Raw genomic sequence first — 21,925 nt, forward strand, 5'->3', positions numbered from 1 at the left:
CTGCGGGAGCATCCGAATTTTTTATCGGCCTCGTCGCGCAGTTCGCGCCAGCTATCAGGTCTCACCTGCGAGGCCACGTTGCTGCGGAGATGGTCGGGGCAGCTGGATTCGAACCAACGACCTGCAGTACCCAAAACTGCCGCGCTACCAGGCTGCGCTATACCCCGATGTTCTCAAGGGACGATTGTCCTCGACGAACCCGTCACTACACGGTCGCGGCCTCGGCAGCAAGACCGCGGCCTGGCCGTGAAGACGGAGCCGACATGAAAACGGCCCCGGAAAGCACCTTTCCAGGGCCGCCAAGTGCAGTGATCGCAAGCAACTCAGTGCGAGGACAATGCCGGCGAGCCCGTCTCGGGGTGGATCTCGGCCGCCATCATGCCCTTGGAGCCGGGCCCGTAGCGGACCAGCACCCATTGGCCGGGGCGCAGCTCGGTCATGCCGTAGCGGCGCAGGGTCTCCATGTGGACGAAGATGTCCGGGCTCCCTTCCCCGCAGGTCACGAAGCCGAAGCCGCGCAGGCGGTTGAACCACTTGACCTGAGCACGCTCCAGCCCGCTGGTCGGCGTCACCGTGACATGGGTGCGCGGCGGCAGCATCTGCGCCGGATGGATCGCCGTCGACTCGTCCATCGAGACGATGCGGAAGGCCTGGTAGCCCTTGGAGCGCTGCACGCACTCCACCACCAGGCGAGCCCCTTCATAGGCGGTCTGGTAGCCGTCGCGCCTGAGCACCGTGACGTGCAGCAGCACGTCCGGCCAGCCATTGTCGGGAACGATGAAACCGTATCCCTTCGAGGCGTCGAACCATTTGATGACGCCGCTGATTTCGACGAGGTTCTCGCCAAGACCGGTCATCGCATCGATTGCCGAGTCGCGCGCGACGCCGGTTTGATATTCCGCCCCGAGCCGGGTTGGTGTCGAACCACCAACGACCGGCACCCCAAGCTTCTTGGACTCAAATCCGTCCGACCCCATAACCCCGGACCTCACATATGAATTGTGAGCCGCCACCCCTGCAACGGCGCCCTCATACACGTGCTCACCACCTATACCCACGATGAGTCACGCGAATCTCTCGAATCAAAGATAACATTCCCTCGTGCCGCGCATAGATAAAAATCGGTTTCACTGAGGCATATGAACAGAGATGCCGACAAAAATGCATCAATTTCCGTTCAATTACGGACGAACGATCCGAGTACTTCGCCGATCTCGTGGTGGACAACGAGGTCGGCAACGTCGTCCTGATCGGTCGGTTCCCGGTTGATGATCACGAGTCGCGCGCCAGCCCGCTTTGCCATCAATGGAAAGCCAGCGGCCGGCCACACAACCAGCGACGAGCCGATCGCGACGAACAGATCACAGTGCTGCGCGAGCTCGGTGGCGCGCTGCATTTCATGCTCCGGCATCGACTGACCAAAGGATACCGTCGCGGTCTTCACCGGCTCCGCGCAATCGGGGCAATCCGGCGCGGCCCCGTCGGCCTCGAAGCGCTCGCGCACCCAGGTGAGCTCATAGCGCTGCCCGCATCCGATGCATCGCGCGTAGGTGGTGTTGCCGTGCAGCTCGATGACGTGATCCGGCGCGAAACCGGAGTCCTGGTGCAGGTTGTCGATGTTCTGAGTGATCACGGCCGGAATTTTCCCCGCACGGTAGAGCGACGAAAGCGCCAGATGTCCGCGGCCGGGCCGCGCCGCGGCAAACGTCTCCTGCATCGCGAAGCGCCGCCGCCAGGCCTCGTCCCGCGCCTCCTGGCTGGCGACGAATTCGTCGAAATGGATCGGCCGGTTGCGCGTCCATAGACCGCCGGGAGACCGGAAATCCGGAATGCCCGTCTCGGTCGATATTCCAGCGCCGGTGAAGGGCACGATCACACGCGCCGCAGCGATCATGTCTCCCAGGCGGTTCACCCCGTCGTGCAGATCGGATGCAATCATCAGCGGCGGCCCCGAACCATGAAACCTCGCACCATCATTGTCCTCCCTTCATAGCACGGCAAGCTGGCTCCCGCCTCCGAGCATGTCCGGCCCGGCTGCGTCGTTGCGCTACTCCGCATCCTCCGGAACCAGCCGTGAACGACGCAACTGCAAGCAAGACGAGTCGGATCGTTTCGTGTCTACCGGAAGACGTTGGCGGTGCTCGCCTTCTCTCCCCAGCAAAACGCGCGACCCGCCTGCAGCGGGGCCGGGCGTCCGCAATCACGCCTCAATCGGACACCCACATCGCGCCAGCGATTCGCCAGGAAGTTTGTCACGCGTCTCAGGGCGAGGCTCGCCGGATAGCGACCGGAGCAGAGAGGATCCGTGAGGCAGAACGAGACGCAGGACGACCGCCGCGCGAAGGAGCGCGCCGACATCACCGCAAGGATTGCACGGTTCAAGTCGACCCAGGAGAAGTTCGCGCGCGAACGCGAGGAATATGCCCGCTTGGCGTGGAAGAAGGCACAGCGCGGCGAGGCCGCGGAATAGCAGGGATGAGAGAAGAGCCCGGAGGCTTTCGCCATCCGTGCCCTCCTCCTTACGACTGGCGCTTACCAGTGATGACGCCAGTGGTGGTGGCGATGATAGTACGGTCCGCCGTAATAGGCATACGGCCCGGGCGCGTAGACGTAACGCGGGCCGTAGTCGTAGTAGCCGTAGCCCGGACCATAGTAATACGGGTGCGACGCCGCGATCGCGCCGGCGGTCAGCGCTCCCGCCGCGAGGCCGAATGCGAGACCCGGGCCGATGCCGCGCGCCTGTGCCGGAGCGGGTGCCGCCAGTGCGGTGATGGCGACGGCGCCCGCGGTCGCCAGAACAGCCAATGTCTTTCTCATGATCGAATGTCCTCCAATTCCCGTGCGTCCAAACAACGCAGATGCTGGGGAGTTGGTTGCAGGCCGGCTCCCCGCCGCGCGCGTCTGGAACCGTCACCGTCGCCACACGTTCACTGCCATGGGGGGAATCCGCGATGGCATCCTGGCTGGAACTTCTGTTCAACATCATCGGCTATGGCGGATTCGTCGTGCTTGCGTCCTGTCATCCCAGGACCGAGGCGGCCGGTGTAGCGCCTGAAACAGGAGCGGACGACGGCGCGGATCTGAACGGCGAGCGCCGCTAGAGCCGAGCTTTGCGGCGATCGCCGGGCCTTCATCCACAGTCGATCCAACGCTTGTCCACAGCTCCTCGCCTGGACTCTCCGGATTGCTGATCAACGGCTTGCTGCGCCATATCCACCGGCTTCTCCCCAGCACGCGCGACGGCGCTCCTGCGCGGGCCGGAGGTCGCACGGGCCGGTCAATTTTCCCGCAAAATCCTTTGAACCTGCCTGCGCCACCCCGAGACAGATCAGTACTGGGGATTTCAGGGCCCAGTGCTCGAGGGTGGCGCCACGCGACGAAGATATTCCGTCGCGCTGGCGCTGCTGTCGTTTTTCGGGCCCCCGTGGTGCCAACCTTCGCGATCCGGGGACGGCGGCGCTTCGGCGACCGCAACGCTCAGCCGCGCTGCAACCACATAGCCGCAACGAAAAAGGCCTCCCTTCCGGGAGGCCTTTGACGTGATCACGACCGTGACTGACGGTCAGATCAGGCAACCGCGTCCTTGGCGGCCTTGACCGGGCGCGCGCGCACGATCTTGCGGGCCGGCTTGGCCTTGAACATCATCTCTTCGCCGGTGAAGGGGTTGGTGCCCTTGCGCGCCTTCACGGCGGGCTTCTTGACGACGACGAACTTGGCGAAGCCCGGCACCAGGAACACGCCGTTCTTCTTCAGCTCCTTGTGGCCGACGTCGGTGAGCGTCTCCATGACGTTCTTGACGTCGCGCTTGGACAGCTCGGTCGAGGTCGCAATCTTCTCGATCAGTTGCGACTTGGAAAGTTGGGTAGCCATCGTATCTCCTTGTGATTGATACTGGTGAATGACGTGACGACTGCGCGGCTATCAGCGCATTGCTGCGCAGACTGGTCGGGGCTTTCTGGCTGCATTGCACAGCCGGGACTTCAGTCGTCTGGTGGCGTATCACCCCGCGATTTTCGGGATTCTCCTGCATTTCAAGGGGCCCCGAAGCACCCACAGCGGCGCCAAAATTCCAACGGAGCGCGCAGAAGTCAAGCTGCGTTGGCGATCGAACGGAGCATGCGATTCATTTTCCCCTATATTTCTAGGCATTTTCGACGGTCCTGCGTGATTTTGGCCGCACATTGCAGGCGAAACACGCTGAAATACCTGCATGCGGTCGCATCGCGCCCGTTCATCCATGCCGCGAATCACTGCCAAAACAGCGATTCGCGGGCATGCGGAGAGGCTTTCGCAACACCGCGCAGCCCATCGAATGCGTCGCCGCGCGCACCGGACATCCGCGCGAGCCGGCATCGCCGCAGCATCGGGCTCGATACACGGGCGAACGAATTGCTGCTATGGATCGGCGTCCGCAGGCGGCCATTGACCATCCGCTTCGAGTTCAGGGAGAGAAGAAACGATGCGTTATCTCCACACCATGCTGCGCGTGCGCAATCTCGACGCCGCGCTCAAATTCTATTCCGATGCGCTCGGCCTCAAGGAGGTGCGCCGGATCGACAACGACAAGGGTCGCTTCACACTGGTGTTTCTCTGCGCACCCGAGGATGAACACCTGCTGAAGAGCCTGCCGCCGACGCGCGGCGCCCCGCTGGTCGAGCTCACCTACAATTGGGACGAGGAGAGCTATGGCGAGGACCGCTTCTTCGGCCATCTCGCCTATGAGGTCGACGACATCTACGCCACCTGCGACCGGCTGATGAAGCTCGGCATCACCATCAACCGGCCGCCGCGCGACGGCAACATGGCCTTCGTCCGCTCGCCCGACCTGCACTCGATCGAGCTGTTGCAGAAGGGCGAGCCGAAGGCGCCCGCCGAGCCCTGGCTGTCGATGCCGAACACCGGACATTGGTGAGTCATCTGCCCGCGTGATTCCGGCCGGAACATCGAGGCCACCCTCGCGTTGTCGCTCCGATTGACGGTGAGGATACGAGGAGGCCGAGATGGGTCGTGGAATTCTATTGTGGTTGTTGGGCGTGCCGATTCCGGTGATCATTCTGCTGTGGCTGTTCTTCGGCCGCTGATCCCGCGAACGACGCGTTCGACCGAAAAGCCCCGCCAACGAGCGGGGCTTTTTGCGTAACATGCGCTAATGATGACGCTCGCCAGAGAGGAGCCGAACGTGTCCGCCGACAACAGACTGACGATCTGGGGCCGCCCCAATTCGGTGAACGTGCAGAAGGTGCTGTGGTGTCTCGCCGAGCTCGATGTCGCCCATGACCGGATCGACGCGGGGATGCAGTACGGCCGCAACAACGAAGCGGACTATCTCGCGATGAATCCGAACGGCCGCATCCCGACCCTGGTCGAGGGTGATTTCGTGCTGTGGGAGAGCAACGCGATCATGCGCTACCTCTGCCTCGCTCACGGCGACGGCACGCCGCTCTACCCGACGACGCCGCGGCACCGCGCCGCGGTGGAGCGCTGGCTGGACTGGACGCTGTCGACGGTGCAGCCGATCGAGCGTCCGCTGTTCTGGGGATTGGTGCGTACGCCGCCGGAGCAGCGCGACATGCCCGCCTTGCAGAAGGCGGCCGACGACGCCGCGGCGATGTGGCGCATCCTCGACGCGCATCTGGCCACACGCAGCCATGTCGAGGCCGAGCGCTTCACGCTCGCCGACATCGCGCTCGGCGCCTATGCGCGGCGCTGGTTCGGAGTCGAAGGTGTTGTCAAGCCGGAGCTGCCGAGTCTCGCGCGCTGGTACGGACAGATCGCGCAACGCCCGGCCTTCATCCGCCACATCGCGCCGCCGCTGTCGTGAGCGCCTCAGCGGCCGGCCGAGGTGCCCATCTCGACGCCCAGGGCGCCGCCGACCTTCATGCAGGTATCGGTTCCCTCGACGCGTACGAAGTTCGCACCGTAGGACGCGCAGGGATTGTTGGTGGCGGCGCCTGAACGGGGTGCGGCCTTATTCGGCCCAGCCTTATTCGGCCCGGGAAGCGATGGCACAAGAAGCGATGACCCCGGCGAGCCGGCGGCCGCAACGGTCACGGCGGCGAACGCCGCGAGGACGCCCAGGATGAGAGATCGACACATGCCGCTTGTTAGCGCGTCTGCGGCAGTGAAGCGATACTGGTCTATTTGCCGATGAACTTGACGCCGACCGAGGCGCCGCGGCGCCACACCACCTGGCACTGCCGGCCGGTTCTTGCGTCGCGCGCGAAGGCGAGCCGGATGGTCGCCGGCAGCGCCGCCGCGTCCTGCAAGGTCAGCTTGGCGCCGGCGCTGGAAATGTCCTGAACCAGGCAATGGCGCACGGCGAACCCGCCATCCAGCGTGATCCACGCCGGCTGCTTCATCGATTTGCGGGCTTCCCGCTTCTTGGGCGCGGCCATCATCCTGCTCCTGCTCGCCCGCTGCAGTACGGCAAGGACCCTAATGGACGGTTGACCGGATCACGGACTGGGCGTGCGATTCATGGATGCAGGACCCCGCGCCGACACGTCTCGGCGCAAACCGTCCGTTTCAAGATCGGAGATGGAAGGAAAGCCGGCGCGGAATGGCGCTCCCTAGCGGAATCGAACCGCTCTCTCCACCGTGAAAGGGTGGCGTCCTGACCGATAGACGAAGGGAGCAATACGCACGATGCCAGAGGGCACGAGGCCCCGGTGCCATCGCCGCTTGCACGTTTCGGCAAAACCTTCAGCAAATCAGCCGCTTGAGGCGATGATCTGCGAGGTCGGCTGAACCACCGACGGTGATTCCGTGCCGCGCGCCGAACGTATAGAGGCGTTTCGCCGGCCGGGCAAGCCACCCCATGCCGGTCTTTCCAGTCTGGTCCCGCATGCTCAACGGGCCGCAAACAGCGGAGAGATGCCGTCCGTGTCGATGTAGACCACGCCGTCCTCGACCTTCACCGGATACGCGGCCAACGCACTCTCCGGAGGGTGGAGCGGTGCGCCGGTACGGGCATCCCACGTCCAATTGTGCACGGGGCAACTGAGCACGCGGCCGTCGAAGCCGGCCTCCTCCATCGGCGCCGCGGTGTGCGGGCAGACGCCCTGGAACGCCTTGAGCTTGCCATCGTCGGGCCAGGCCAGGATGATGAGCTGGGCATCGGCGATCACGAGGCGCATGCCGCCTTCGTCGATGGTGTCGGCCTTGCAGACACGGGTGAACATTCACTGGCCTCATGCTTTCCGTTGCGAACATCGCACGCGAAGCAGCCCGAGCAAGACTCGTTCCGAGGATCGCGCCGTGCCCGCGAGCCCGACAAGACCGTGGCACCCTTCTTGCTGCCCTTCCCGGCATCTTCGTCGAACGAGCCATCATGTCGCAAAGGCGACAGACCGTTCGGCGGCGAGCTGCTGCGGAGTGCGACATGACCGACATGACCGAGCTGAGAACGCGCAAGGAGCCGCTCAATCTCGCCATCGTGCATGTCGATCCCGACGCCTTCATCGCCAACCTCACGGCTTGGCTCGAGATCACCGCCTTCATCAAGGCGCAGCGCGCCGGCGAGGCCACGGTGCCTGCCGACGGCAAGACGCCCGCATTGTCGGCGGCGCAATTGAAGAACGGCGGCGTCCATGAGGTCGGCAACGACGCGCTGTTCGCCTTCGCGATGACTGCGTCGCTCAAGGGCGACAAGGCGGCGGTCGACACGGTCGAGACGGCCCTGCTCGACGGCATGGGCAAGGATTTTCCCGGCTCGTTCGCGCTGTGGCACTTCCGCGCCACGATCGATGCGCCGACCACGTTGGACGATTTCGTCGGCCAGGCCGGCAGGAAGATGCTGACCGGCGATCTGTCCCCACCGCCCCTGCGCGCCAAGGAAAATTGGAGCGCCGGACTGCGCTTCTTCGAGAAGGCGCGCAAATCGAACTTCGTCCACGAGATCATGTATCCGCTGGCGAAATGGACGCGGGCGCGCTGGACCGAGACGGCGGAGAAAGGCGTCGCCTTCCTGCACCACATCGAGGACAACGTCCCGGTGCTGCGCGAGGTGCTGGCGGACCCCCGCAACGATCAGGCGTTCATCGCCAACGTGCTGCTGCGGCTCGCACCCGCCGTCGATATGGAGCTGAACGAGGAATATCAGGGCTTCCTGCGCTCGCTGGCGCGACGCAACTGATCGAGGGGGATTCCAAGACACCCCGCCCACGCAAAAAGGCCGGCGGGCGTTACGCCGCCGGCCTCTTGTCGCGACTGCCGGCTCCGGCCGTCCGGTTCCGTCGCACTCCTGGGGGAGCATGCGAACAGGGTCGCGCGGCCTGGTTAACGATGTCTTAATACGAGCCAGCCAACCGTATGCTTACGGGGCAGCACCGTCAGCTCAGCAGCAACGGGAGCTTCTTCTCGCGACGGAGCGCGCGCTCCTGACAGCCCGACAGCCGGATGAGCTTCTGCGGATACATGTCATAGTCGTGGCTGCCGAAGGCGTTCTGCTGCGCCATCGGGACCTGCGCAGGCCTGCCCGTAGCGTCGACGGCACCTGCATCCTGCGAACCTCGGGCCGGTTGGAGCCCTGTGTTCAAAGCGGTCATAGCCAACTCCGAGACGAGTGCCTGCCCCGAGCTGAAACTATAGTCCATGGCTCGCGGGGCGCAATTGGGCAAAATGCCATCAGCCGGCCGTGGCGCGCGCCTGCTCCGCCTCCTGTTCCCAGCGCAGGATGGTCCGCTCGAGATTGTGGAATTTCTCGGCGACGTCGCCGTCGAACAGCGGGTCCTTGCGGTCGGACATGCGGGCGTCGATGTCGGCCCAATCCTCCGCCTGGAGGGTACGCAGCGCCGCGGGAAACAGCAGGGTCTCCTCCTTGCGCAGATGCTCGCGCTGGCTGTCGATGAACTCATGCACGGCGGCGTGGAAGCGTTCGCGCAGGATCTCCTGGTCCGACAGCACCGCGTTCACGGCGTCGGCAAAGCCGCGCAGCCGCCGCGCCTCGGTCTCGTGCTCGTCGTCGACGTCGCCATAGGCTGCGGCCGCGGCAGGATCGCGCTCGCGCAGCTTGCCGAAGATCATCTCCTCCTTGGGATGATGACAACGCTGCGGATAGTCCTCGAAGTAGGCGATGATGCTCTGCAGGATGTCGTAGTCCGGCCGCCGATTGTGATCGAACAGCTCCAGCTCGTGCTCGAGCACCGAGAGAAGCTTCTCGAGATTCTCGTGCTCCTGCAGCAGCGCTTCGATGATCCTTGCCATGGCCGCCCTCGCCTGTGCGCCGGCCGGGCCTTGCCGAACCGGCATTTTCCCTGAACGCAAAAGACTACGCCCGCGCGGGCGCGGGCGGCATTGCGGCAGATCAAACCGACAGGCCGATGTGACAGGTCAGCAGAACGGGCTCACTCCGCGGCCAGCGCCTGCGGCGCCCGAGCGAGGCCGAGCCGGTCCCACACGTCGACCAGCGCCTCGGCCAGGGCGTCGATCAGGCCGTCATCATGGTAGGGCGACGGCGTGATCCGCAGCCGCTCCAGGCCGCGCGGCACGGTCGGATAGTTGATCGGCTGGATGTAGATGCCGTGCTCGGACAGGAGCAGGTCCGACGCGGTCTTGCACTTCTCGGGATCGCCGACATGCACCGGCACGATGTGGGTGTCGGACGGCATGACCGGCAGTCCCGCGGCGTTCAGCACGGCCTTGAGCCGCGCCGCCCGATCCTGGTGCCGGTCACGCTCCCATTGCGAGGTCTTGAGGTGGCGGATCGCGGCGGTCGCCGCGGCGCAAACCGGCGGCGGCAAGGCGGTGGTGAAGATGAAGCCCGGCGCATAGGAGCGGACGGCGTCGATCAGATTGGCGTTGGCGGCGATGTAGCCGCCGAGGCAGCCATAGGCCTTGGCGAGCGTGCCCTCGAGGATGTCGATGCGGGCCATCGCGCCGTCGCGCTCGGCGATGCCGCCGCCGCGCGGGCCGTACATGCCGACCGCATGGACCTCGTCGACGTAAGTCAGCGCGCCATAACGCTCGGCGAGATCGCAGATCCGGTGCAACGGCGCCACGTCGCCGTCCATCGAATACAGGCTCTCGCAGACGATCAGCTTGGGCCGGTCGGGATCGGCCGCGCGCAGCAGCTCCTCGAGATGGGCGAGGTCGTTGTGCCGCCAGACCTGCTTCTCGCTCCCGGCCTTGCGGACGCCCTCGATCATCGAATTGTGGTTGAGCGCGTCCGACAGCAGCAGACAGTTCGGCAGCAGTTTTGCGATGGTCGAGATGCCGGTCTCGTTGGAGACGTAGCCCGAGGTGAACACCAGCGCCGCTTGCTTGCCGTGGAGATCGGCGAGCTCGCGCTCGAGTTCGATCAGCGGATGGTTGGTGCCGGCGATGTTGCGGGTGCCGCCGGCGCCGGTGCCCATGCGCGCGGCGACGTCGACCATGGCGCCGATCACCTTCGGATGCTGGCCCATGCCGAGATAGTCATTGGAGCACCAGATCACGACATCCTTCGGCCCCTCCGGCGAATGCCAAATCGCGCGCGGGAAGCGGCCGGCGAGGCGCTCCAGATCGGCAAAGACGCGATAGCGCCGCTCCTGGTGCAACTGGTCGAGGGCACGGTCGAAATAGCTGTCGTAGTTCATCACCTGATCCGTCCTTCCCCTGCCCACGTCCCGAACCTGCGTTCCGGCGCGCCCTTGGAGCCCTGCTCGGGGTCGGACCAAAGCGCAATCCGGCGCCTTCTTCGTTGATCCAGATCAGGGATCGCGCACATTGCCGGGCATCCGGACACCGCTCGCCGCGGCTCTCACCACGACGCGCGCGGAGGCATTCAGGCGGGCAGCGGATTCCCCGCATCGGCAATATCGAGCCGTAGCGGCGCCCCGGTATCAAGAAAGGCGGACAGAGCGGCCTCGTACGGCGCGGGGTCGAGACCGCGCGCGGACAGCCATTGCGGCTCGTAATAGGTCTGGCGGTAGCGCTCCCCGGAATCGCAGATCAGCGTGACCAGCGACCCCGTCTGTCCCTGCTGCCGCATCTCCGCCGCCAGCCGGCACAGCGCCAGGAAGTTGGTTCCGGTCGAGCCGCCGACCGGCCGCCGCAGCCGCCGCGTCAGCACGTTCATGGCCGCCACGGACGCGGCATCCGGCACCTTCATCATCCGGTCCACCACGCCAGGCACGAAGGACGGCTCGCAGCGCGGACGGCCGACGCCTTCGATCAATGACGGCCGTTCGCAAGTCCGGGCGCTGTCGCCGTTGCAGAAGGCGTCGAAGAAGGCCGAATGCTCGACATCGGCGACGCACAGCCGCGTCGGGTGGCGGCGGTAGCGCAGATAGCGGCCCATCGTCGCCGACGTGCCGCCGGTCCCTGCGCCCATCACGATCCATTCCGGCAGCGGACAGCGCTCGCCCTGCAACTGGTTGAAGATCGACTCGGCGATGTTGTTGTTGCCGCGCCAATCGGTGGCGCGCTCGGCGAAGGTGAACTGGTCCATGTAATGGCCACCGAGCCGGCCTGCGAGCGCGGCCGCCTCGGCATAGAGAAACCGGCCGTCGTCGATGAGGTGGCAATTGCCGCCGTAATGCGTGATCGCGGCGATCTTCTCTTCCGAGGTGGTGCGCGGCATCACCGCGTAGAACGGCACGCCGATCATCTGCGCGAAATAGGCCTCCGAGACCGCTGTCGACCCGGAGGAGGCCTCGACCACCGGCGTGCCTTCCCGGATATGGCCGTTGCATAGCGCATAGAGAAACAGCGATCGGGCCAGCCGATGCTTGAGGCTCCCGGTCGGGTGGGTCGATTCGTCCTTCAGGTAGATGTCGATGCCGGCGAGCGCGGGCACGATCAGCCGGATCAGATGCGTGTCGGCGGTCCGGCACTGGTCGGCCTCGATGGCCGCCACGGCGTCGTCGACCCAGCCACGGCGATAGCGTGGACCACAGGTTCTGTCGGAAGCTGACCAAGGCGGCGAATTCATCGCGGCAACCGACCATGATCCATCCGCCACATCAAGCCCGGCCGACCGTTCATGCCGCGCAAGCTGGGGGCAAATGGTCCGGCAGCGGCTCGGCGCCGGCCGCGCACTTGGCGCCGTTCGAGAGCGAGCGCAACCGCGCATTCATTCCGCCGGCCAGAACTCGCGCACGACTTGCAACCTTCCGATAATGCAAGCGATTTTCGGAAGTTTTTTTTGAATGACGGCGAGAATGGTCAAACAAATGCACGCTTTTGCGACCAAGCTGGAGATGATCGGCCAATACGACCGAGTCGAGCCTGCATCACGGGCGAGCCGAGCCTGCTCCGAGGGGCACCATGAGAGTTGTTCTTTCGATTGTCCTGGTTGCGTGCGCCATCAGCCAGACCGCTTTTGCGGAGGGTCTGGAGTGCCGGCGCGTAGCCGACCCGACGCCGCGCTTGAGCTGCGTGGAAACGCCGACGACCGCCCAGGCGCCGAGCCCCTCCCGCACCGACGCCTGGACCCCGGGCGAGCCGCGCCAGGAGGCGCCGGCGCGCGACAGCGATACGGCGACGCCAAGAGGACCCCGGCCCCGTTGAGCCCTGCCGTGCGGCCGCGGACTGCGGCCGCACAGCGGTCCCTCCCCAATCGAGCATCCGGACGGGGTTCTTTCCCTTGAAGGGCGGCTCATTCTGCCGACATGTAGATCTTGCCGTGCGGCCACGGACCGATGTCAAATCCATCCCCCGTGCGGGTGGTGGCGGCCGGTTCGGCCCCGCCGCATTGGATGATCGGAGACCATGGCTTACTTGCCATCGCAAATGAACCTGCTCGAAGCCCTCGCGACCGTGATCGGCACCGCCGCGATCGCGCCCGCGCTGCTGATCCTCTGGCTGGTGGTCGCCGCGGGTGACAATTCAGGCCCCCCGCTCAAGATCTGGACCGCCTTCCTGCTGGGTGCCGCCAGCGTGCTGCTGCTCGGCATCGTCCGGATCCCGTTCCAGCATGTCGGGCTGACGCTGGAGAATCCCTGGATCGCGCAAGCGGTCCGGGCTCTGTTCGGCGTCGCCTTGCCGGAAGAGCTCGCCAAGGTCGCGGTGATCGCCGCGCTCTGGTCGCGGCGCCGGCAGGTCGGCAATGCCATGGACACGGTGTTCTACGGCGCCGCCGTCGGGCTCGGCTTCGCGGCCTACGAGAACCTGGCTTATCTCGTCCAGCATGCCGAGATGTGGCGCTCGCTGGCGGTGCTGCGCAGCGTGCTCACCGTGCCGTTTCATGGTGCGCTCGGCATCATTGCCGGTGCCTATCTCGCGATCGCCCGCACCAGTACGGCGCTCGGCGCCAACCGCCACAATCGCGAAGGGGCGCGGCTGTCGAGCTGGGCACTGGTGCTGGCCGCTCCGGTGATGCTGCATGCGGCCTTCGACTATCCGTTGCTGCTGCTGCAGCGGGCGTCGACCCTCGACGCCGCCGCGCGCCTCTGGCTCGGCGGCGTCAGCGTGCTGATCGGGTTCTCCTCGATCGGCCTTGCCGTGCGGCTGGTGCGCCGGGTCGCCCATCACCACACGCCGCGCACCGAGGTAGCACGGGCAAGGCTGAGCCAGCTGCGCAGGATGTGGGCGCTGCTGCTGTTCGGCGGCGCCGCCGGCTTCGTCGGGCTCGGATTCGTGCTGACCTCCATTCGGCACTGGCTGCTCAACCCCGACCGCAACGTCGCCGCCGTGCTGGTTCCACTCGGTCTCACCGCGATCATCGTCGGCATGGCCCTTCTGATTGTCACAACGACGGTCTATGTTTTCGGCCGCAACCGGATGCGGACGACGGCCTAGTCCCGGCCTGCTGCGGCCGGCAGAGCAACGAAACGCGCATCGCGCGCTTGTCCGGGCCGCAGGTCCTCACCATGTGCGTGGGCAGGCGGCCGCGGCGTTGAGCGCGTGACCTTGCCCGGAGTGACGATCATGACCCTTCCCCAGGATACGATTCCGCCCGAGCTCGAACGCATGAGGTCGCAAATGGGGGCGGCCATGCGCGCGCATTGGAAGGCCTTCCTGATCGAGGGCATCCTGCTCGCGGTGCTCGGCCTGCTGGCAATGATCCTCACCCCGCTGGCGAGCCTCGCGGTCACGATCTTCCTCGGCTGGATGTTCCTGATCTCGGGCATCGCCGGGCTCGCGCTCACCTTCTGGGCTCGCGGCATGCCGGGCTTCTGGTGGTCGCTGTTGTCGGCCGTGCTCGCCATCGTCGCCGGAATCATCCTGGTGGCGCAGCCGGTCCAGGGGACGGTGACGCTGACGATCGTGATCGGCGTCTATTTCCTCGCCGAGGGCGTCGCCACCATCATGTATGCGCTGGAGCACCGCCGCGAGCTGTCCGGACGCTGGTCGTGGCTGGCAATCTCGGGCGTCGTCGACATCGCGATCGCCGGAATCATCATTTCGGGCCTGCCCGGCACGGCGATGTGGGCGATCGGTCTGCTGGTCGGCATCAACCTGCTGTTCGGCGGGCTGTCGATGATCGGCATGGCGCTCGCCGCCCGCAACGCCTGAGTCCGAGGGTTGCGATTTTCGAGATGACAAGCGGCCGCGCGGCCGCTATAGAGCGACCATGATCAACGCCGCCACCAGCTACTATTGGTACTTTAGCTACGACAGCTCGCTGGCGGCGGGAGGATCGCGCTCAATCTGACACATTGCAGCAAGATATCCGAACGAGCCGCCAGACCTGGCGGCTTTTTTATTGCCGGCAGGTGCCCACCCAAGAGACCCAGGAGCCCGCCGTGCTGAGCACCACAGACGATCTTCGTATCAAGGAAATCAAGGAATTGAGCCTGCCGGCGGAGGTGATGGGTGAAATCCCCCGCACCCTCACTGCCACCCGTGTGGTGATGGCCGCGCGCAATGCGATCCACGCCATCCTGACCGGCAGCGACGACCGCCTGCTGGTCATCGTCGGCCCCTGCTCCATCCACGATCCCGCCGCCGCGATCGACTACGCCGGCCGCCTCGCTGCCCTGCGCGAGCGCCTCGCCGACCGCCTGGAGATCGTGATGCGGGTCTATTTCGAGAAGCCGCGCACGACCGTCGGCTGGAAAGGCCTGATCAACGATCCCGGCCTCGACAATTCCTTCGACATCAACAAGGGCCTGCGGCTCGCGCGCAGCGTGCTGTCTGCCGTCAACAATCTCGGCCTGCCGGCAGGATGCGAATTCCTCGACATGACGACCCCGCAATACATCGCCGACCTCGTCGCCTGGGCTGCGATCGGCGCGCGCACCACCGAGAGCCAGATCCACCGCGAGCTGGCCTCAGGCCTGTCGTGCCCGGTCGGCTTCAAGAACGGCACCGACGGCAACATCCGCATCGCCGCGGATGCGGTGAAGTCGGCCGCCCATCCGCATCATTTCATGGCGGTGACCAAAGGCGGCCGCTCGGGCATCGCGGCGACCACGGGCAACGAGGACTGCCACATCATCCTGCGCGGCGGCAGCGGCCCCAATTACGACGCCGCCCATGTCGAGCAGGCCGCGGCCGAGCTGATCAAGTCCGGACTGCCGGCGCGCCTGATGATCGACACCAGCCACGCCAATTCGAGCAAGAAGCCGGAGAACCAGCCGCTGGTCGCCGCCGACGTCGGCCGCCAGCTCGCCGCAGGCGAGCAGCGCATCATGGGCGTGATGATCGAGAGCCACCTCGTCGCGGGACGGCAGGACGTCAAGCCGGGCGTGCCGCTGACCTACGGCCAGAGCATCACCGACGGCTGTATCGGCTGGGACACGACGGTGGAGGTGCTGGAGCAGCTCGCCGAAGCCGTCGCCGCCCGGCGTGCGGCGCTTCGCAACTCCCCACACGAGCGCTCGGCGTAACGCTCACGAACCAATAAGGCGGCGCGCGTCGGGCGCGCCGCTGGTCGGACTCAGCAGCCGCGGCAGATGCCCTTGATCTTGCGATCGAGGTCGCGGTCTTCCTTGGTCATGCCGCTCATCGAATTGTCTTCGGTCTGCTCGGCCTTCGGCAGGTCGCTGGGACGCACCTGGCGATGGCCGATCGGCGCCTGCGGCGGCATGCCGCTCTTCGATCCGGTGCCGGCGGAGGAGCCGCTGCCGCTCTGCGCCAGCGCGATGCCGTCAGTCGCGGCCATCAGGAGCCCCATCGCGATCGCAAGTCTCTTCATGTTGCTCCTCCGTGTCAGCGGAATCAGCAGGACACTTCATCCCGCGGCGGGCGGATAGAGGTGCGCCTCACCGCAATAGTCAATCACACGATAGCGCGTTTGCGCAGCTGCCACATGATCCTGCTCAACAGTTTCATCGGCAGTGAGGTATTGCGGCCCCACCGGCGCCTTGCCGTAGCCGCCGGGAATGTCGAGCACGTAGTCGGGCTGGCACAGGCCGGACACCCGGCCGCGCAGCGTTCGAATCAGGGCCTGACCTTGCGCCAACGTGGTCCGCAGATGCGCCGTGCCCGGCGCGAGGTCGCCATGGTGCAGGTAATACGGCTTGATGCGGGTCTCCACGAAGGCGCGCATCAGCGCCTCCAGGGTCGCCGCGTCATCATTGACGCCGCGCAGCAGCACCGACTGGCTGACCATGGGAATGCCGGCATCGATCAGCCGCGCGCAGGCCGCCTGAACCGGAGGACTGAGCTCGCGCGGATGGTTGGCGTGCAGCGCGACCCAGGTCGTTGCGCCCGGCACCTTCAGCGCGTCGACCAGCGCTGGCGTGATGCGCTGGGGATCGGCGACCGGCAAACGCGTGTGGATACGGATGATCCTGACGTGCTCGATGCCGGCGAGATCGGCCATGATCTCCTTCAGCCGCCGCGGTGACAGCATCAGCGGATCGCCGCCGGTGAGGATCACCTCCCAGATCTCGCGATGGCCGCGGATGTAGTCGAGCGCGCCGCGATAGGCCTCCTCCGACAGCGCATTGTCCTTGCCGGGCCCGACCATCTCGCGGCGGAAGCAGAAGCGGCAATAGACCGCGCAGACATGCACCAGCTTGAGCAGCACCCGATCGGGATAGCGGTGCACGACGCCGGGCACCGGGGCATGCGAATCGTCCCCGATCGGATCGCCGCGCTCGCCGGGCGCGGCCGTCAGCTCGTCCGGGCTGGGCACGAACTGGCGCGCGATCGGATCGTTGGGATCATCGGCGTCGATCAGGTCGGCGAGATGCGTCGTCACCGCCACGGCGTAGCGCTGCGCCACGCGCGCCAGCGCCGGCTGCTCCGCCGGGTCGGCCAGTCCCTGCGCGACGAGATCCTCGGCGCTGCGCAATGTCGTCGGACGTTCGATCCTGTTCATCGCTCACCTGTCGGCGGCGTCCACACCACCTGGTCGATCCTGATGGCGCCGGCCGCCAGCATCACCAGGCGGTCGAAGCCGAGCGCAACGCCGCTCGCCTGCGGCATCTCGGTCACGGCGGCGAGGAAGTCGTCGTCGAGCGGATAGCGCTCGCCATAGCGGCGCTCCTTCTCGGCCATCTCCTGCTCGAAGCGGCGGCGCTGCTCGGCGGCGTCGGTGAGCTCGCCAAAGCCATTGGCGAGCTCGACGCCGCAGGCATAGACCTCGAACCGCTCGGCGACGCGGGGGTCGGCGGCCACCCGTGCCAGCGCGGCCTCCGGCGCCGGATATTCATAGAGCACGGTGAGCCGACCCTGCCCGAGATGCGGCTCGACATGCTCGACCAGCACCTTGCTGAACAGGTCCGACCAGGTGTCGTCGTCGCTGATCCGGATCTTGCCGGCGGCGGCCTCGGCCAGCGCCGCACGGTCGCCCGCACCGTCACGGATGGTCGCGAGCAGGTCGATCCCAGCATGGCGCGCGAACGCGCCGGCAACCGTCAGCAGCTCCGGCTCGGCGAAGGGATCGGCGGTGCGGCCACGGAACGCGAATTGCCGGATGCCGGTGGTCCGGGCGGCGTGGGCGATCACCACGACGGTGTCGGCCATGATCGCGTCGTAAGGCGCCTCCGCCCGATACCATTCCAGCATGGTGAATTCCGGCAGGTGCAGGTCGCCGCGCTCGCGGTCGCGGAACACCCGGGCGAACTCGAATATCCGCCGCTCCCCGGCCGCCAGCAGCTTCTTGCAGGCGAATTCCGGTGAGGTTCGAAAAAAACGCCGGTAGCGGGTTCCATCCGGGCTCGTCAGGTCGGTGCGTGGTGCGTGCAGGTGGGTCTCGTTGCCCGGCGACACCTGCAGGATGCCGGTCTCGACCTCGGTAAAGCCCTGCTCGTCGAACCAGGCTCGCAACGCCCGGGTGATCGCGGCCCGGGCGAGCAGGAACGGCCTGACATCGGCGTGCCGCTGCGGCGACCACCACGGCGAAGGCGCGGGCTCCCGGGACATCAGAGGGTCGTCCGTTCGGGCCGCAAAAGACTGGCAACCCCGGACAAAATCAGTATGTTGCCGCCCGAAACCGCATTCCGCGTCGCGTGGCGCCCCGGCTTGGGCCGGCGCCCCCTTTTCAGTGTCAGGAAAACAGCTTTGAAAGTCATCGCCAGCTCTATTCGCAAGGGTAACGTCATTGAGCAAGATGGAAAGCTCTATGTCGTCGTGACCGCCGAGAACATCCATCCCGGCAAGGGCACCCCGGTCAGCCAGATCGAAATGCGCCGAATCAGCGATGGCGTGAAGATCTCGGAGCGCTTCAAGACCACCGACCAGGTCGAGAAGGCGACGATCGAGGAGCGCAACTTCACGTTCCTCTACGAGGATGCCGACGGCTTCCACTTCATGAACCCGGAGACCTACGACCAGGTCCAGGTGCCGAAGGACGTGGTCGGCAACCAGGCCGCCTATCTCCAGGAGAACATGACGGTCAAACTGTCGATGCACGACGTGGTCCCGGTGGCAATCACGCTGCCACAGCGGGTCACGCTCGAGGTCGTCGAGACCGAGCCGGTCACCAAGGGCCAGACCGCGTCGTCGTCCTACAAGCCGGCGGTGCTCTCCAACGGCGTCCGCACCGGCGTGCCGGCGCATATCACGGTCGGCACCCGCATCGTCGTCATGACCGAGGACGGCTCCTACTGCGAGCGCGCCAAGGACTGAGGCATCTCGAGGATCTGACGCCGGGGGGCGTGGGGGAATTTGGGGGCACGGGTCATCACGCTCATCGCCGCCCTGGCGGCGATCATCACGCTGGCCGCGCCATCGACGACGCGCGCGGCCGATGACTTCGCGCCGCCTGCCCTCACCATCAACCGCGCCGACTGGCGCGCGGCGCTGGATCAGCTCCGCTCCGAGCTCAACGCGGCGCCCGAGGTCGCCGCCGACTTCGCCCTGTCCGCGCGCCGGAGCGGTATTTCCGCCGGCGATGCCCGGCGCAGGCCCGCGCTGGTCCAGCTCAACGGCGTGACCTCGACCATCTTCACGGGGATCGGACGCAGTCCGGTCCCCGTTTTGCTGCCGTTCGACACCATCGCCTATCTCGCTGCGCGCCGCAGCGCCGCCATCGCGGCGCGCGACCTGTCGCGCTATCAGGCCGACTTCCAGACCGACCTGTTCGATGCCGGCCCGTCCGGCTACGACGCCGTGTTCTCGCTGCCGCCGGAGGTGACCTCCGGCCTGCCGTCGCGCGTCTTCGCCAAGCCGGTCGAGATCCAGATCACCGGCTCACTCCTCACCTACGAGGTCGCCGATCCCGCCGGCGGCAAGGGCGAAAGCGTCAAGGCGCTGTCAGCGCAATATCCGGATCTGCGCCGCTTCATTCGCGAGGGCTATGTCCGCTACGCCTTCACCCGCTTCGGCGTGCCCTACGTGGTCTCGATCCAGTGTCTCGACAGCGCGCCGCGGCCGCGGCGCCTCGCCTGCCGCGAGGCCTATCCCATCGCCGAGCGTTTCCTGAAGGCGCTGCGCATCGCCGGCGGGCAGCCGTCGCGCATCCCGCCGGAGATCGCGCCGCTCACAGCCGAGCGTCCGGTCACGTTCGATGCCGATTTCACCTATCGGCCTGTTGGCGACATCGTCGCCAACAGCGGCGGACGCGGCCGGAGCGGGCGGGCCGACCGCACCGTCTATTCGCAGATCCGCTATCCCCTGGATGCACCGGCCTATGTGCACTCGCAGTCGTTCGGCCGCCGGCGTGCGAGCGACAAATTCGATCAGCCGTGGAGCCAGTATCCCTGGCGCGACAATTTCTGCGAGGCGCGCAGCTTCAACGTCGGCCAGTGCGCCAGCGGCTTCGGCCATCAGGGCCAGGATCTCAGGCCGGGCGCCTGTCCGGTGCGGCGCGACGGCGCCCAGGGCTGCAACCCGTGGCGGCAGCGCGTGCTCGCCGTGCGCGACGGCGTCGTGATCCGCTCAACCCGGCAGCAGGCCGTGACGGTGCAGGTCAACAGCGGCACCGAGCACATCCGCTTCCGCTACATGCACATGAACCCTTCGGCGATGGACGCCGACGGCCTGCTCAACGGCCGGCGCTTGCGCGAGGGCGAGCCGATCGGCGTGGTCTCGAACTATCTCGACCATCCCAACGGCACCACGCGCCATCTGCATTTCGACGTCCAGCTGTTCACGCGCGATGGCTGGATCTGGGTCAATCCCTACATGACGCTGATCGCGGCCTATGAGCGCGTGATCGGCGGCCGCGGCCGCGAGGTCGGGCTGGAGGAGATCACTGCGTCGCAGCCGCCGTTGACCACCGGCGCGCTCGGACCCTCGCCGCTCGGGCCTGCGGCCGATGCCGCTGCCGCGCGCGACCGGAACTGATCGCCGGCGCGGCCGGAACCGCGGCCCACCGTTCCGGGTTGTCTCCGCGGAGGATCGCAGATGGTGACAGCCACCCCACATCGCAGAGCCGGCCCGGCGCTCGTTTCAGCGGCGATCGCGCTGGTCTGTGTCGGCGCGCTGACGATGCTGGTGCGCGACCGCTGGCATCCGCCCGAGATCAAGTCCGCCGACGAAGCGCGTCATTCGACCACCGGCCAGGTCGCCCGCGCCGCCGGCGCGCGCGTGATGCCGACCGACCCCAGCCTCGCGGTCGAGCCCAAGCCGGAAGGCCCCAAGCGCGCGCAGCCGGCCAATCCGTTCTGAGCGCGACGTACTTATTAGCTTGCAGCCGGCATCTGTCTCCCGCGGCTCTCAGAGAGACACAAGCTGGCCCGCCATCACCGGTGTGCTCCCTCGCCCCGTTCTTACGGAGAGAGGGTTGCGGTGAGGGGCAGCCGCACGGGAAGTATGAGTGATAGACCTGTCCCCCCTCGATCCGACCTCCCGGCGAGGTGCATGGCGCAAGCCGCGAGATCATCGTTCACATCGCGCGGCTCGCCGTCTCGCAAGGCAACTCATGAGCTCGTTGTCGTCGGTCACGCCGACCACTTGTCCTCTTCGCGGCGTTGCTCCTCGGCATTGAGACGCTCGGCGATCTCGTGCGCCATCGCCTCGTTCTTCGTCGTGGCGATCGGCTTGCCGTCCTGGCGCTGCACGCGCTGCTTATCGGCTTCCAGCGGGAAATCCTCCGGCTTGAGCGGTTCGTCCGTCCCGGTCATGCGCGCCTCCTCCGAGTTGCACGCATAACCCGCCCGGCCCCGCTGCGGTTCCAGGCAGCTCAGGACGGCGCCCTTGCCGGCCGCTCCGCCGGCGTCCAGCGGAACGCGACACCATAGCGATTCCAGAGATTGATCACGCCGATCGCCGACGTCAGGAACACCAGCTCCGTTTCGGAAAATTCGGCCCGCGCCTGGGCGTAGACCTCGTCGCTGACGCCGCCGTGCAGCGTGGTCAGCGCCTCGGTGAACGCCAGCGCCGCGCGCTCGCGGGCCGAGAATTGCGGCGCCTCGCGCCACACGACGACCAGGTTGATCTTGTCGGCGGAGACGCCGAGCTTCTCGGCCAGCAGCACGTGATGCTGCACGCAGAATGCGCAGCCATTGATCTGCGACGCCCTGATCTTGACGAGCTCGAGCAACTGCTTGTCGAGGCCGGCCTTGGCCGCCTGCTGGCTCACCGCCAGGATGGCCTCGTACAGCTCCGGCGCCTGGCTCCGGAACGCGGTGTATTCGCTGCGCGCATGTGACATTATCCGTCTCTCATG

General features: G+C 66.4%; 26 protein-coding genes and 2 tRNA genes. 11 read left to right on the forward strand and 17 right to left on the reverse strand.

The window, feature by feature from the left end; all coding sequences use genetic code 11:
* Nucleotides 1-90 precede the first annotated feature (90 nt).
* The 3 genes from QX010_RS08660 to QX010_RS08670 form a co-directional block, all read right to left on the reverse strand.
* Nucleotides 91-167: transfer RNA gene (locus QX010_RS08660), tRNA-Pro, on the reverse strand.
* 156 nt (nucleotides 168-323) lie between these two features.
* Entirely contained in the window at nucleotides 324-977 is a 654-nt protein-coding gene (locus QX010_RS08665; RefSeq protein ID WP_315800077.1) for a cold-shock protein, read from the reverse strand.
* Nucleotides 978-1,177: 200 nt separating this feature from the next.
* Entirely contained in the window at nucleotides 1,178-1,939 is a 762-nt protein-coding gene (locus QX010_RS08670) for an SIR2 family NAD-dependent protein deacylase (protein WP_315800078.1), read from the reverse strand.
* A 366-nt stretch (nucleotides 1,940-2,305) separates the two neighbouring features.
* On the opposite strand from QX010_RS08670, the gene QX010_RS08675 reads away from it, so the two are divergent.
* Nucleotides 2,306-2,470 carry a hypothetical protein gene (locus tag QX010_RS08675; RefSeq protein ID WP_315712073.1) on the forward strand — a complete coding sequence of 55 codons (165 nt, stop codon included), beginning with the start codon at nucleotides 2,306-2,308 and terminating at the stop codon, nucleotides 2,468-2,470.
* A gap of 62 nt (nucleotides 2,471-2,532) precedes the next feature.
* Here the strand turns inward: QX010_RS08675 and QX010_RS08680 are convergent, their stop codons facing one another.
* Nucleotides 2,533-2,817, reverse strand: coding sequence for a hypothetical protein (locus tag QX010_RS08680; RefSeq protein ID WP_316178863.1), 285 nt, complete (start codon nucleotides 2,815-2,817; stop codon nucleotides 2,533-2,535).
* A 134-nt stretch (nucleotides 2,818-2,951) separates the two neighbouring features.
* On the opposite strand from QX010_RS08680, the gene QX010_RS08685 reads away from it, so the two are divergent.
* The gene (locus QX010_RS08685; RefSeq protein WP_315800080.1) at nucleotides 2,952-3,101 is read left to right on the forward strand and encodes a hypothetical protein; all 150 of its coding nucleotides are present in this window, start codon (nucleotides 2,952-2,954) and stop codon (nucleotides 3,099-3,101) included.
* A 466-nt stretch (nucleotides 3,102-3,567) separates the two neighbouring features.
* Here the strand turns inward: QX010_RS08685 and QX010_RS08690 are convergent, their stop codons facing one another.
* Nucleotides 3,568-3,870, reverse strand: coding sequence for an HU family DNA-binding protein (locus QX010_RS08690; protein ID WP_172109121.1), 303 nt, complete (start codon nucleotides 3,868-3,870; stop codon nucleotides 3,568-3,570).
* Between the two features lie 589 nt (nucleotides 3,871-4,459).
* On the opposite strand from QX010_RS08690, the gene QX010_RS08695 reads away from it, so the two are divergent.
* Together QX010_RS08695 and QX010_RS08700 are read left to right on the forward strand one after the other, a co-directional pair.
* A complete protein-coding gene (locus tag QX010_RS08695; protein ID WP_012044102.1) occupies nucleotides 4,460-4,912 on the forward strand; it encodes a VOC family protein in 453 nt (150 codons plus the stop codon).
* A 240-nt stretch (nucleotides 4,913-5,152) separates the two neighbouring features.
* The gene (locus QX010_RS08700) at nucleotides 5,153-5,821 is read left to right on the forward strand and encodes a glutathione S-transferase family protein (RefSeq protein ID WP_410051932.1); all 669 of its coding nucleotides are present in this window, start codon (nucleotides 5,153-5,155) and stop codon (nucleotides 5,819-5,821) included.
* A gap of 316 nt (nucleotides 5,822-6,137) precedes the next feature.
* Here QX010_RS08700 and QX010_RS08705 read toward each other — a convergent pair whose 3' ends face one another.
* The 3 genes from QX010_RS08705 to QX010_RS08715 form a co-directional block, all read right to left on the reverse strand.
* On the reverse strand, nucleotides 6,138-6,395 hold the full coding sequence (locus tag QX010_RS08705; protein WP_315712079.1) for a PilZ domain-containing protein: 258 nt from the start codon (nucleotides 6,393-6,395) through the stop codon (nucleotides 6,138-6,140).
* A gap of 165 nt (nucleotides 6,396-6,560) precedes the next feature.
* Nucleotides 6,561-6,635: transfer RNA gene (locus QX010_RS08710), tRNA-Glu, on the reverse strand.
* 213 nt (nucleotides 6,636-6,848) lie between these two features.
* Nucleotides 6,849-7,181 carry a Rieske 2Fe-2S domain-containing protein gene (locus QX010_RS08715; RefSeq protein ID WP_316178866.1) on the reverse strand — a complete coding sequence of 111 codons (333 nt, stop codon included), beginning with the start codon at nucleotides 7,179-7,181 and terminating at the stop codon, nucleotides 6,849-6,851.
* A 200-nt stretch (nucleotides 7,182-7,381) separates the two neighbouring features.
* Here QX010_RS08715 and QX010_RS08720 point away from each other — a divergent pair, with 200 nt between their 5' ends.
* Complete coding sequence (locus QX010_RS08720) at nucleotides 7,382-8,134, forward strand: hypothetical protein (protein WP_316178867.1); 753 nt, start codon at nucleotides 7,382-7,384, stop codon at nucleotides 8,132-8,134.
* A 196-nt stretch (nucleotides 8,135-8,330) separates the two neighbouring features.
* On the opposite strand, the gene QX010_RS08725 is transcribed toward QX010_RS08720, so the two are convergent.
* From QX010_RS08725 to QX010_RS08740, 4 genes are all read right to left on the reverse strand, one after another.
* Nucleotides 8,331-8,456 carry a hypothetical protein gene (locus QX010_RS08725; RefSeq protein ID WP_316178869.1) on the reverse strand — a complete coding sequence of 42 codons (126 nt, stop codon included), beginning with the start codon at nucleotides 8,454-8,456 and terminating at the stop codon, nucleotides 8,331-8,333.
* 169 nt (nucleotides 8,457-8,625) lie between these two features.
* Nucleotides 8,626-9,204 (reverse strand): hemerythrin domain-containing protein, encoded by a 579-nt coding sequence (locus QX010_RS08730; RefSeq protein WP_315800085.1) that lies wholly within the window; start codon nucleotides 9,202-9,204, stop codon nucleotides 8,626-8,628.
* A 140-nt stretch (nucleotides 9,205-9,344) separates the two neighbouring features.
* Entirely contained in the window at nucleotides 9,345-10,574 is a 1,230-nt protein-coding gene (gene hemA, locus QX010_RS08735; RefSeq protein WP_316178871.1) for a 5-aminolevulinate synthase, read from the reverse strand.
* Between the two features lie 188 nt (nucleotides 10,575-10,762).
* Nucleotides 10,763-11,911, reverse strand: coding sequence for a PLP-dependent cysteine synthase family protein (locus QX010_RS08740; protein ID WP_316178872.1), 1,149 nt, complete (start codon nucleotides 11,909-11,911; stop codon nucleotides 10,763-10,765).
* Nucleotides 11,912-12,690: 779 nt separating this feature from the next.
* On the opposite strand from QX010_RS08740, the gene QX010_RS08745 reads away from it, so the two are divergent.
* The 3 genes from QX010_RS08745 (at nucleotide 12,691) to QX010_RS08755 (ending at nucleotide 15,752) form a co-directional block, all read left to right on the forward strand.
* Nucleotides 12,691-13,719 carry a PrsW family glutamic-type intramembrane protease gene (locus QX010_RS08745; RefSeq protein WP_315800088.1) on the forward strand — a complete coding sequence of 343 codons (1,029 nt, stop codon included), beginning with the start codon at nucleotides 12,691-12,693 and terminating at the stop codon, nucleotides 13,717-13,719.
* Nucleotides 13,720-13,848: 129 nt separating this feature from the next.
* On the forward strand, nucleotides 13,849-14,436 hold the full coding sequence (locus QX010_RS08750) for an HdeD family acid-resistance protein (RefSeq protein WP_316178874.1): 588 nt from the start codon (nucleotides 13,849-13,851) through the stop codon (nucleotides 14,434-14,436).
* 230 nt (nucleotides 14,437-14,666) lie between these two features.
* Nucleotides 14,667-15,752 (forward strand): 3-deoxy-7-phosphoheptulonate synthase, encoded by a 1,086-nt coding sequence (locus QX010_RS08755; protein ID WP_316178876.1) that lies wholly within the window; start codon nucleotides 14,667-14,669, stop codon nucleotides 15,750-15,752.
* Between the two features lie 50 nt (nucleotides 15,753-15,802).
* Here the strand turns inward: QX010_RS08755 and QX010_RS08760 are convergent, their stop codons facing one another.
* The 3 genes from QX010_RS08760 to epmA are packed head-to-tail and all read right to left on the reverse strand — an operon-like array spanning nucleotide 15,803 to nucleotide 18,237.
* Nucleotides 15,803-16,060 (reverse strand): hypothetical protein, encoded by a 258-nt coding sequence (locus QX010_RS08760; RefSeq protein WP_315800091.1) that lies wholly within the window; start codon nucleotides 16,058-16,060, stop codon nucleotides 15,803-15,805.
* A 36-nt stretch (nucleotides 16,061-16,096) separates the two neighbouring features.
* The gene (locus QX010_RS08765; RefSeq protein WP_316178878.1) at nucleotides 16,097-17,191 is read right to left on the reverse strand and encodes a lysine-2,3-aminomutase-like protein; all 1,095 of its coding nucleotides are present in this window, start codon (nucleotides 17,189-17,191) and stop codon (nucleotides 16,097-16,099) included.
* Nucleotides 17,188-18,237, reverse strand: coding sequence for an EF-P lysine aminoacylase EpmA (epmA, locus tag QX010_RS08770; RefSeq protein ID WP_316178880.1), 1,050 nt, complete (start codon nucleotides 18,235-18,237; stop codon nucleotides 17,188-17,190). The genes QX010_RS08765 and epmA overlap by 4 nt, the downstream gene beginning before the upstream one ends.
* 138 nt (nucleotides 18,238-18,375) lie before the next feature.
* On the opposite strand from epmA, the gene efp reads away from it, so the two are divergent.
* From efp to QX010_RS08785, 3 genes are read left to right on the forward strand one after another with little or no spacing between them, the layout of a single operon-like run.
* Nucleotides 18,376-18,942 carry an elongation factor P gene (gene efp, locus QX010_RS08775; RefSeq protein WP_006614774.1) on the forward strand — a complete coding sequence of 189 codons (567 nt, stop codon included), beginning with the start codon at nucleotides 18,376-18,378 and terminating at the stop codon, nucleotides 18,940-18,942.
* Between the two features lie 39 nt (nucleotides 18,943-18,981).
* On the forward strand, nucleotides 18,982-20,601 hold the full coding sequence (locus QX010_RS08780) for a M23 family peptidase (protein ID WP_410051933.1): 1,620 nt from the start codon (nucleotides 18,982-18,984) through the stop codon (nucleotides 20,599-20,601).
* Between the two features lie 60 nt (nucleotides 20,602-20,661).
* Nucleotides 20,662-20,925 (forward strand): hypothetical protein, encoded by a 264-nt coding sequence (locus QX010_RS08785; RefSeq protein WP_316178882.1) that lies wholly within the window; start codon nucleotides 20,662-20,664, stop codon nucleotides 20,923-20,925.
* A gap of 272 nt (nucleotides 20,926-21,197) precedes the next feature.
* Here QX010_RS08785 and QX010_RS08790 read toward each other — a convergent pair whose 3' ends face one another.
* On the reverse strand, nucleotides 21,198-21,380 hold the full coding sequence (locus tag QX010_RS08790; protein ID WP_316178884.1) for a hypothetical protein: 183 nt from the start codon (nucleotides 21,378-21,380) through the stop codon (nucleotides 21,198-21,200).
* Nucleotides 21,381-21,439: 59 nt separating this feature from the next.
* Nucleotides 21,440-21,910 carry a carboxymuconolactone decarboxylase family protein gene (locus QX010_RS08795; protein ID WP_316178886.1) on the reverse strand — a complete coding sequence of 157 codons (471 nt, stop codon included), beginning with the start codon at nucleotides 21,908-21,910 and terminating at the stop codon, nucleotides 21,440-21,442.
* Nucleotides 21,911-21,925: the final 15 nt, after the last annotated feature.

The sequence above is a fragment of the Bradyrhizobium sp. SZCCHNRI1009 genome (assembly GCF_032487575.1).
Lineage (GTDB): Bacteria > Pseudomonadota > Alphaproteobacteria > Rhizobiales > Xanthobacteraceae > Bradyrhizobium.

What these genes read in the sequence shown, in the direction of transcription:
- QX010_RS08665 (WP_315800077.1), bottom strand. Translation starts at nt 977, where the DNA reads ATGGGGTCGGACGGATTTGAGTCCAAGAAGCTTGGGGTGCCGGTCGTT.
- QX010_RS08670 (WP_315800078.1), bottom strand. Translation starts at nt 1,939, where the DNA reads ATGATTGCATCCGATCTGCACGACGGGGTGAACCGCCTGGGAGACATG.
- QX010_RS08680 (WP_316178863.1), bottom strand. Translation starts at nt 2,817, where the DNA reads ATGAGAAAGACATTGGCTGTTCTGGCGACCGCGGGCGCCGTCGCCATC.
- QX010_RS08685 (WP_315800080.1), top strand. Translation starts at nt 2,952, where the DNA reads ATGGCATCCTGGCTGGAACTTCTGTTCAACATCATCGGCTATGGCGGA.
- QX010_RS08690 (WP_172109121.1), bottom strand. Translation starts at nt 3,870, where the DNA reads ATGGCTACCCAACTTTCCAAGTCGCAACTGATCGAGAAGATTGCGACC.
- QX010_RS08695 (WP_012044102.1), top strand. Translation starts at nt 4,460, where the DNA reads ATGCGTTATCTCCACACCATGCTGCGCGTGCGCAATCTCGACGCCGCG.
- QX010_RS08700 (WP_410051932.1), top strand. Translation starts at nt 5,153, where the DNA reads ATGACGCTCGCCAGAGAGGAGCCGAACGTGTCCGCCGACAACAGACTG.
- QX010_RS08705 (WP_315712079.1), bottom strand. Translation starts at nt 6,395, where the DNA reads ATGGCCGCGCCCAAGAAGCGGGAAGCCCGCAAATCGATGAAGCAGCCG.
- QX010_RS08715 (WP_316178866.1), bottom strand. Translation starts at nt 7,181, where the DNA reads ATGTTCACCCGTGTCTGCAAGGCCGACACCATCGACGAAGGCGGCATG.
- QX010_RS08720 (WP_316178867.1), top strand. Translation starts at nt 7,382, where the DNA reads ATGACCGACATGACCGAGCTGAGAACGCGCAAGGAGCCGCTCAATCTC.
- QX010_RS08725 (WP_316178869.1), bottom strand. Translation starts at nt 8,456, where the DNA reads ATGGCGCAGCAGAACGCCTTCGGCAGCCACGACTATGACATGTATCCG.
- QX010_RS08730 (WP_315800085.1), bottom strand. Translation starts at nt 9,204, where the DNA reads ATGGCAAGGATCATCGAAGCGCTGCTGCAGGAGCACGAGAATCTCGAG.
- hemA (WP_316178871.1), bottom strand. Translation starts at nt 10,574, where the DNA reads ATGAACTACGACAGCTATTTCGACCGTGCCCTCGACCAGTTGCACCAG.
- QX010_RS08740 (WP_316178872.1), bottom strand. Translation starts at nt 11,911, where the DNA reads ATGAATTCGCCGCCTTGGTCAGCTTCCGACAGAACCTGTGGTCCACGC.
- QX010_RS08745 (WP_315800088.1), top strand. Translation starts at nt 12,691, where the DNA reads ATGGCTTACTTGCCATCGCAAATGAACCTGCTCGAAGCCCTCGCGACC.
- QX010_RS08750 (WP_316178874.1), top strand. Translation starts at nt 13,849, where the DNA reads ATGACCCTTCCCCAGGATACGATTCCGCCCGAGCTCGAACGCATGAGG.
- QX010_RS08760 (WP_315800091.1), bottom strand. Translation starts at nt 16,060, where the DNA reads ATGAAGAGACTTGCGATCGCGATGGGGCTCCTGATGGCCGCGACTGAC.
- QX010_RS08765 (WP_316178878.1), bottom strand. Translation starts at nt 17,191, where the DNA reads ATGAACAGGATCGAACGTCCGACGACATTGCGCAGCGCCGAGGATCTC.
- epmA (WP_316178880.1), bottom strand. Translation starts at nt 18,237, where the DNA reads ATGTCCCGGGAGCCCGCGCCTTCGCCGTGGTGGTCGCCGCAGCGGCAC.
- QX010_RS08785 (WP_316178882.1), top strand. Translation starts at nt 20,662, where the DNA reads ATGGTGACAGCCACCCCACATCGCAGAGCCGGCCCGGCGCTCGTTTCA.
- QX010_RS08790 (WP_316178884.1), bottom strand. Translation starts at nt 21,380, where the DNA reads ATGACCGGGACGGACGAACCGCTCAAGCCGGAGGATTTCCCGCTGGAA.
- QX010_RS08795 (WP_316178886.1), bottom strand. Translation starts at nt 21,910, where the DNA reads ATGTCACATGCGCGCAGCGAATACACCGCGTTCCGGAGCCAGGCGCCG.